The sequence below is a fragment of the Streptomyces sp. NPDC007971 genome (assembly GCF_042958635.1).
Lineage (GTDB): Bacteria > Actinomycetota > Actinomycetes > Streptomycetales > Streptomycetaceae > Streptomyces.
Genome location: NZ_JBIBJK010000017.1, coordinates 211,825 through 217,824, shown reverse-complemented (window position 1 = coordinate 217,824; position 6,000 = coordinate 211,825). Strand labels below are relative to the sequence as shown.

Annotated in this window: 7 protein-coding genes and 1 pseudogene; 6 read left to right on the top strand and 2 right to left on the bottom strand. The window is 67.2% G+C overall.

The window, feature by feature from the left end; genetic code table 11:
• The 3 genes and pseudogenes from ACFZCP_RS32135 to ACFZCP_RS32125 form a co-directional block, all read left to right on the top strand.
• A pseudogene (locus tag ACFZCP_RS32135) lies at positions 1–153 on the top strand (DNA-directed RNA polymerase subunit alpha); the annotation flags it as partial.
• Positions 154–1,082: 929 nt separating this feature from the next.
• On the top strand, positions 1,083–1,256 hold the full coding sequence (locus tag ACFZCP_RS32130; protein ID WP_362700442.1) for a hypothetical protein: 174 nt from the start codon (positions 1,083–1,085) through the stop codon (positions 1,254–1,256).
• Between the two features lie 500 nt (positions 1,257–1,756).
• A complete protein-coding gene (locus ACFZCP_RS32125) occupies positions 1,757–2,719 on the top strand; it encodes an alpha/beta hydrolase fold domain-containing protein (protein WP_391433965.1) in 963 nt (320 codons plus the stop codon).
• A 515-nt stretch (positions 2,720–3,234) separates the two neighbouring features.
• Here ACFZCP_RS32125 and ACFZCP_RS32120 read toward each other — a convergent pair.
• Positions 3,235–3,714, bottom strand: coding sequence for an ArsI/CadI family heavy metal resistance metalloenzyme (locus ACFZCP_RS32120; RefSeq protein WP_391433959.1), 480 nt, complete (start codon positions 3,712–3,714; stop codon positions 3,235–3,237).
• Between the two features lie 80 nt (positions 3,715–3,794).
• Here ACFZCP_RS32120 and ACFZCP_RS32115 point away from each other — a divergent pair, with 80 nt between their 5' ends.
• The 3 genes from ACFZCP_RS32115 to ACFZCP_RS32105 are packed head-to-tail and all read left to right on the top strand — an operon-like array spanning position 3,795 to position 5,365.
• Positions 3,795–4,175, top strand: coding sequence for a metalloregulator ArsR/SmtB family transcription factor (locus ACFZCP_RS32115; RefSeq protein ID WP_391433956.1), 381 nt, complete (start codon positions 3,795–3,797; stop codon positions 4,173–4,175).
• The gene (locus ACFZCP_RS32110) at positions 4,172–4,915 is read left to right on the top strand and encodes an aquaporin (RefSeq protein WP_391433954.1); all 744 of its coding nucleotides are present in this window, start codon (positions 4,172–4,174) and stop codon (positions 4,913–4,915) included. Before ACFZCP_RS32115 ends, ACFZCP_RS32110 begins: the two co-directional genes overlap by 4 nt.
• 27 nt (positions 4,916–4,942) lie before the next feature.
• The gene (locus ACFZCP_RS32105; protein WP_391433951.1) at positions 4,943–5,365 is read left to right on the top strand and encodes an arsenate reductase ArsC; all 423 of its coding nucleotides are present in this window, start codon (positions 4,943–4,945) and stop codon (positions 5,363–5,365) included.
• Positions 5,366–5,526: 161 nt separating this feature from the next.
• On the opposite strand, the gene ACFZCP_RS32100 is transcribed toward ACFZCP_RS32105, so the two are convergent.
• Positions 5,527–5,958: a hypothetical protein gene (locus tag ACFZCP_RS32100; protein ID WP_391433946.1), complete on the bottom strand. Its 432-nt coding sequence runs from the start codon at positions 5,956–5,958 to the stop codon at positions 5,527–5,529.
• Positions 5,959–6,000: the final 42 nt, after the last annotated feature.

Sequence of the window (6,000 nt, the reverse complement as noted above, 5' to 3'; positions counted from 1 at the left end):
TTCGGTGCGAAGTCGATCGACGAGGTCAAGGCGAAGCTGGCCGGCATGGGCCTGGCCCTCAAGGACAGCCCGCCCGGATTCGACCCCACCGCCGCCGCCTTCGACGCGGACGACAACGGGGGTACGGGTTTCATGGAGACCGAGCAGTACTGATCGTCGCCCGGGTCGGCCCCGGTACGGCCGGGAACCCCGCCTCACACACCGTCTTCGTCGGTGCCGTGAGGCACCAGGAACGGCCCCCTCGGAGATCACTCCGAGGGGGCCGTTCGGTTACCTGTTGCCTGGCACTGCCTGGTCACACATGGCGCCCCGGGAAGAACGCGCGACTGCTGGCGCCAGCGCCGAGCGAAGTGCTTGGCGAACGCCTGATAGCGACAGCTACGCCCCAGGCCCTCCAGCCGGCCATCCGAAACACGATGAGGATGACCACGGCGACCACCGGCCGAGTTGCCTGGCGCAAAATTCCTGACACGGTATCGCCATTGATCGCGCAGCCCAGAACGGGATCCCGAGGTGACGCCATACGCTCTCGATGGTTCACACAGTGGGGTGCCCGATTTTCTTGACAGGTAAGCGGGCACCCGAGTCGCTCTTATGCGGCAGCAACGTTGGCGTACGGCGTCAACGGCCGTGATGTGCACGGGAGTTGCCCGAGCAGCACGGCAGGCTGTCACTCGCGTCGCTTCACCACTGTCCACAGCGCCGCAACTCTTCCTGGGGAAAGCGTCGCGCCAGCCGAAGAACGGTTCGACAGCCCCGAGCAATGTCGTGGTCCCCTGCCATTCCGGCGTCGGCCGATCCCCCGCGGGTGCATGGTTCTGACCGTGGCTTTGCCCGTCCAGGTCTCACATCAGGCGCCGGGGCAGAGGCCGGTCCATCGGCGCGCGCTCGGTTCACTCCCCCCCCAGCCACTCACAGCTGTTCGACGCTACGGATGGCCACCTGAGAGACGATCCACGAGCCGTTTCCCCGCCTCCAGAGCCGCGGGCCTCGGCCATCCACGCTTGGCGCATCCCACAGCGTGTGGTTTTGCCACCTGCTGCAAGGGCACACGGCTGGTGAGATTCCGCGGAGGTGCTGAGATGAGTGCCGGAGAACGGGCCAAGGCAAAGGCCGAACAGGTCGTCGGAAAGACCGTACGAAAGGCGGCCCACGCGATGCACAAAGAAACTCTCGCAGCAAAAGGCGCCGCTCTCGAAGCACGGGGCATGATGCGCGGCGCGAAGGAACAGACCAAGGGCTCCTTCAAGCGCTGACAGGTCTCGCCTTTGATGCACCGTGGCCGTGTTGCGATGAGAACCGGCCGCTTCGGGCCACCGCATGGTCAAGGCCCTCGTACGCGCTGACCTGTGCGAACCCAGCCACACCGGCCCGGAGCGGCTTGCGGCTCCTCCACCCACCTGTACCGACGACGGAACCCGGCACTCGTGGGCTACGGCTTCTCAGAGGCGTTCCGGCCCAGGCCACTTGACATACTTATTCGTCGCCTGCCGAACCTGATGCCGACATCTGAGTCTTCAAGAAGCCCCACCGACACGACGACGGTAGCGTCGGCCGGCATTCCGAGCTTCGCCGGCCGACGTCCCAAGTCGAGGGTGTCAGGGCGCGCGACTACGATGGCGGTACTGCGCCATCCAGAGCCTGATCATGAGATCGGCCCAGAGTCCAGGCGTGCGGCAGCGCCGACGCCCCCAAGGCGGGATCACTCGCCCGCCTTTCCTCAGCATGCTTCTCAGCCCTGCCAGGGAGCATTGTCATGGCCGCTCAATTTCCCTCACTCATCCTGGAGCGCCCGGCACAGGAACTGGCCGACGCGACCTCGAACCCACCGTTCCTGTACGAGCTGAAGCCGACCGAAGCGCGCAAGGTCCTCGACGATCTCCAGGCCGCACCGATCGACAAGCTGCCCATCTCCGAGGAGTGGATCACCGTACGGGCCGCCGTGGGCGATGTGCGGGTGCGCCTGGTCAAACCGAAGGGCGCCACCGGAGAACTGCCCGTCATCCTGTACATGCACGGCGGCGGCTGGGTGCTGGGCAACGCCGACACCCATGACCGCCTGGTGCGGGAGTTGGCGGTCGGAGTGCAGGCGGCGGTGGCCTTCGTCGAATACACACCCTCACCGGAGGCCCACTACCCCGTGGCCATCGAGCAGGGCTACGCCACGGCGCAGTGGATCACGCGCGAGGGAGCGTCCAAGGGCCTGGACGCCCGGCGCATGGCGGTGGCCGGCGACTCGGTCGGCGGGAACATGACCGCCGCACTCGCCCTGCTGGCCAAAGAACGCGGTGACGTCACCTTCGTGCAGCAGTCGATGTACTACCCGGTCACGGACGCGAACATGGACACCAAGTCCTACGACCAGTTCGACACCGGCTACTACCTCAGCCGCAAGGCGATGGAGTGGTTCTGGGACTCCTACACCACCGACCCGAAGCAGCGCGCGGAGATCACCGCCTCTCCCAACCACGCCACCACCGAGCAGCTCACCGACCTGCCACCGGCCCTGCTGATCGTCGACGAGGCCGACGTGCTGCGCGACGAGGGCGAGGCGTACGCCGCCAAGCTACGGGCGGCCGACGTCCCGGTCACCACGGTGCGCTACGACGGCATCGTGCACGACTTCATGATGATCAACTCGCTCCGCCAGTCCAAGGCCACCCGTGCAGCCGTCGACCAGGCCATCTCGGTCCTGCGTGACGCCCTCGGAACCGGCTAGCGCCACGTCCGGCCGACAACGAGCAGAGCAACAGCAACTGTCCGAAGTCCTCTTCGGGTCAGCCTTCAGGAGCCTCCGGGACGTCCGGTGAGGCGGCTTCTCGTCTCATGCGAACCACGACGCGGGGCCGAAGGGTTCGTCGGTCCCGTCATCCGCGTCGGTCCCGCCATCGGCCGGGTGGCCCAGCAACCGCCGGGCATCTCAGGGGAGTCGAGCACTCCCCAACCTTCCTCGTCGCGCCGCCCACGAACAGTCGCAGGCACCCTGCGAGGAACCTTACGGATTCCGTCTGCGCCGGCCGCATCGAGAACCTCAGCCTGGGAAGCAAAGGCCATCCACGGCTCGTCACGGGGCTCGGGAGGCTGTCGACGCCTGGTGGCGGGTCCATTGATTCCCCGGTGTTCCCCGTGTTCCCGGTGGTTCCCCGCACGATCTGGCACGCGTGTGGCGCGACCGCGTTGTCCCGAAGTACTGGCCTGCAAGGCCATTGCGGTCGACGGCGCCGGCTGTGCCACTCATGGGACGTCGTGAGCGCCGAGGGCCGGCGCGGAGGCCGTTTCGGCGGTCCGGGTAGTGCTGCAGCAGCCGTCGCCGGCGGTGTTGGGAGCGGCGCTCTTGCCGAGGGTGTCGGCGGCGGCCTTCACGACGTACACCTCCCACGGCTCCTTGCCGGGACCGTGCACCCAGACCTTGTCCTGGAGGGCGTAGCAGCAGGAGGTGTCGTTCTCCTCGAAGGTGGCCAGGCCGGCCTCCTTCAGCCGGCTGGTGGCGGCGTCGACCTGGTCGGTGGACTCGACCTCGACGCCGAGGTGGTCCAGACGGGTTTCCTCGCCGGGCTCGCCCTCGATGAGGACGAGCTTGAGCGGGGGCTCGGTGATGGCGAAGTTGGCGTAGCCCTCACGCCGCTTGGCCGGTTCGGTGCCGAACAGCTTCGAGTAGAAGGTGATCGACGCTTCGAGGTCGCTGACGCGCAGGGCGAGCTGGGCGCGGGACATGACGTGACTCCCATCTGCTTGCATTGACGCATGTCGATACAGAGCTTGCGACTTGGATTGACAATCGTCAACATAGAAGTATGTCGAAGCAAGAACTTGTGGTGCTCGGGCAGGACGATCGGTCCGCCGGCTGCTGCCCGGGACTGCTGGCCGCCCCTCTGGACGAGGACCAGGCGGCCGAGCTGGCGAAGATGTTCAAGGCGCTGGGTGACCCGGTCCGGCTGCGCCTGCTGTCCATGATCGCTTCGCGGGCGGGTGGCGAGGTCTGCGTGTGCGACCTGACCCCGGCCTTCGACTTGTCCCAGCCGACGATCTCGCACCACCTCAAGCTGCTCCGGCAGGCCGGCCTGATCGACTGCGAGCGCAGGGGCACGTGGGTCTACTACTGGGTGCTGCCCGGCACTCTCGGCCGGCTGTCCGGGTTCCTGTCGACCGCACAGAAGACGGAGACAACGGCGTGAGCGCGTCGCTCGGGCGACGTGCCCTCGCGGAAGCCGTGGGGTCGGCCGCCCTGGTCGCCGTGGTGGTCGGTTCCGGCATCCAGGCCACCGAACTGAGCCATGACGTCGGCGTGCAACTGCTGGCCAACTCGCTGGCCACCGTGTTCGGCCTGGGAGTGCTCATCGCGCTGCTCGGACCGGTCTCCGGCGCGCACTTCAACCCCGTCGTCACGCTTGCGGCCTGGTTCACCGACCGACGTACACCAGGCGGGCTGCCCCTTCGGGACGTGGCCGCCTATGTCCCCGCGCAGACGGCCGGAGCGATCGGCGGCGCCGTCCTCGCCGATGCCATGTTCGCCAAGCCCTTGGTGCAGTGGTCCACCCATGACCGCTCCGCCGGTCACCTGTGGCTCGGCGAACTGGTCGCGACCGCAGGACTCGTCCTGCTGATCTTCGGGCTGGGACGCACCGCCCGCGCCCACCTCGCGCCGGTGGCCGTGGCGTCCTACATCGGTGCCGCGTACTGGTTCACGTCCTCCACGTCGTTCGCCAACCCGGCCGTCACCATCGGCCGCGCCTTCACCGACACGTTCGCCGGCATCGCGCCCGCCTCGGTCGGCCCGTTCATCGTGGCGCAGATCGCCGGTGCCGCACTCGGCCTCGGCCTGGTGGCCGCCGTCTTCGCCCACCCCGCGCCGGCACGGACCGGCACCGTCCCCGCGCAGAGCGAACCCGAACTCGCCACCCCCTCCGCCTCCTGACCCGCCACGCCCGGAAAGACACCCGCCATGAGCACTCCCCCCGAGCACCCGTCCGTCCTGTTCGTCTGCGTCCACAACGCCGGACGCTCACAGATGGCCGCCGCCTTCCTCACCCACCTGGCAGGCGACCGCGTCCAGGTGCGCTCCGCCGGCTCCGCCCCGGCCGACAGCGTGAACTCCGCTGTCGTCGAAGCCATGGCAGAGACAGGCATCGACATCTCGGCCGAGGTGCCCAAGGTGCTCACCGTCGAAGCCGTCCAGGCCTCGGACATCGTCATCACCATGGGCTGCGGCGACACCTGCCCCGTCTTCCCCGGCAAGCGCTACCTCGACTGGGAGCTCGCCGACCCGGCCGGACAGGGCATCGACGCTGTCCGCCCCATCCGTGACGAGATCGAGAAGCGCATCCGCGGCCTGCTCGACGAGATCGCACCGGCGGCACGCCGATAGGCGTCGGCGCGCGTGACCGCTCGCAGCCGGTGTCGGAGGTGCGTTCTTGACCGTCAGAGGCAGCAACTTCTTGCCCGTCGGGCCGATCTGGATGTGGGTGTCCCTCTGCGGACGAAAGGCTCAACGCGCTCGTTCGCGGTCCCCTCGATGCCATATCCGTTCTACAAGGCAGGTAGGACCTGGGGGAGCGCCTTGGAAAACATCTCGTACGCACCCAACAGCCCTCGTCGCTGATCATGCCAACGCTGAGTCAAGGGCGATTCGGGAATCGTGATCTGGGCAGGGTTCCTCCGGAGGGCGTCTGCGGCAAAAAGAGCCTGTTCAAGCCATCGAAGGGCTGTGCCTGATATGCGCTCAAGCTCTGCTACTTCGCACACCACCACAAGATCGTAGTGTCCTCGAAGTACCGCCCCCTCCGCTGTACGCAACTTGCCGCGTGCCTCGCTCAGAGGCTCTCCATCTCGAAGGACGTACATCAGCTCATCAAGCGCATCTACCGCCTCCCCAAGCTTCGTTTGGAAGGCGAGGCAGTTTTCACGGCGCCAGTCGTGATGTAGACGACGGCGCTCTTCCTTCTTGTTCTGCTTGTCCAACTCGCTCGCGTGGAGCGCTTGGACACGAGCTCCACGAGCGGC